Raw genomic sequence first — 1,472 nt, forward strand, 5'->3', positions numbered from 1 at the left:
TGTCGGGCAGCCCGAGGCTGCGCGCAGCAGCGCGCTGGTGTTGGACGGCGCGGTGGCCACCGCGCCCTCGAACCAGTTGGCCGAGCCGAAGCCCACCAGGTCCACCAGGGCGCTGCTGCTGGGCGTGGCGCCGCTCAGGGCCACGGTGCTGTTCAGCAGGGCGACCTTGCCACTGGTGGCGCTCATGGCGATGGTGCCGGTGGCGTCCGGCGTGGGCAGGGCGTCGGTGCCGCCGCTGCCCTGGGCTTCCTGCACCAGGAAGTACTGGCCCGGCTGCAGCGTGACCGCCGGCAGCGTGGTGACCTGCCAGGTGCCGGTGCCGGTGCTGGAGTTGTACTGCAGCGACCAGCCGGCCAGCGAGACGGCGCTGGTGCCGGCGTTGTAGAGCTCGACGAAGTCGTTCTTCAGCGTGGCGCCGCTGTTGCCGCCCCCGCCGTAGAACTGGCTGATGACCACGCCGGAGGTGGAGGCCTGGGCCAGCGGTGCGGCGCAGACCATCAGGGCCGCGATGGCGGCGGCAAGAGGATGGAGTTTCATGAAGCAGAAGGTTGGAGCGATTGGAATCGCTCGGGGCCCTCGTGGAGCACCCGGCGTGAGGCTCCGCAGCTTCAAGACCTGGGATGACCGGGCCAAGTCACCCTGCTGACAGCAAGGCCAGCCCGGGCATGGCCCATCCGGCGCCTCAGATCACCATCGTGTGAAACCTGCTGGGTTCTGCCGGCCAGGCGCGGGGAACGGCGCTCACTGACCGTCCTTGATCAGGCGTCCATCGGCCGGCTGCACCGGCCTGGCATTCATGGGATAGAGGCGGGCAAAAATATCGATTTGGGTCTGAGAGACGGTGACCGGCTGCTTCATCACCAGCCACAGCACCCCTTCGGTGCAGGGCGGCGTGGTGAGCGAGCCCATGTAGGTCAGGTAGTGCGGGTCCTTGGGCAGCAGGGCCGGCAGGTCGATGGGCACGGGCGAATCCAGGCTGCTGCCGCGTTCCAGCGGCAGCGCGTTCCAGACGGACTGGATCTGCGGCTGGGCCTCACCCCGTTGCAGCAGCACCGCCACCACGGCCAGATGGCCCTCCGCGTCCTTGTGGACCAGGTGGATCACCATGTCGAAGTTGCGGCCGTTGATCCGCTCCTCGGACGGCTTGTGAAAGTGGAACTGCACCAGGTCGTAGCGGTGGCCATTGACCGTGATGCTGTTGCCCGCGGCCGGGTTGACCTGGACGGTGTGGCCGTTGTCCAGCACGTTGAAGCCGCTGGGCCGGTAGTCGAACTGGATGGGCGGCAGCTGCACCGGGATGCCGTCGCGGATGTCGATCGGGCTTTGCCGGTGGCCGCTGCCGCACAGGGCGTATTCGGGGGCCATCTTGGCCCAGGCCGTCGGGCCTTCCGGGCCGTCGTAGCCCCAGTGGGGGGCGTGGTGTTCGCCGTGGGCCGCGGGCTCGGCGGGTTCGGCCGATTCCTGCGCGCCGC

2 protein-coding genes are annotated in these 1,472 nt (G+C 69.1%); both read right to left on the reverse strand.

Annotated features, from left to right (window positions below; genetic code table 11):
* Positions 1-537, reverse strand: a 537-nt coding sequence (locus I73_RS13485; RefSeq protein WP_026096698.1) for a lamin tail domain-containing protein, incomplete at its 3' end; no start/stop codon positions are given.
* 204 nt (positions 538-741) lie between these two features.
* On the reverse strand, positions 742-1,472 hold a 731-nt coding region (locus I73_RS13490), incomplete at its 5' end, for a carbonic anhydrase (RefSeq protein WP_022981093.1).

Source organism: Ideonella sp. B508-1, assembly GCF_000333615.1.
GTDB lineage: Bacteria > Pseudomonadota > Gammaproteobacteria > Burkholderiales > Burkholderiaceae_C > Ideonella.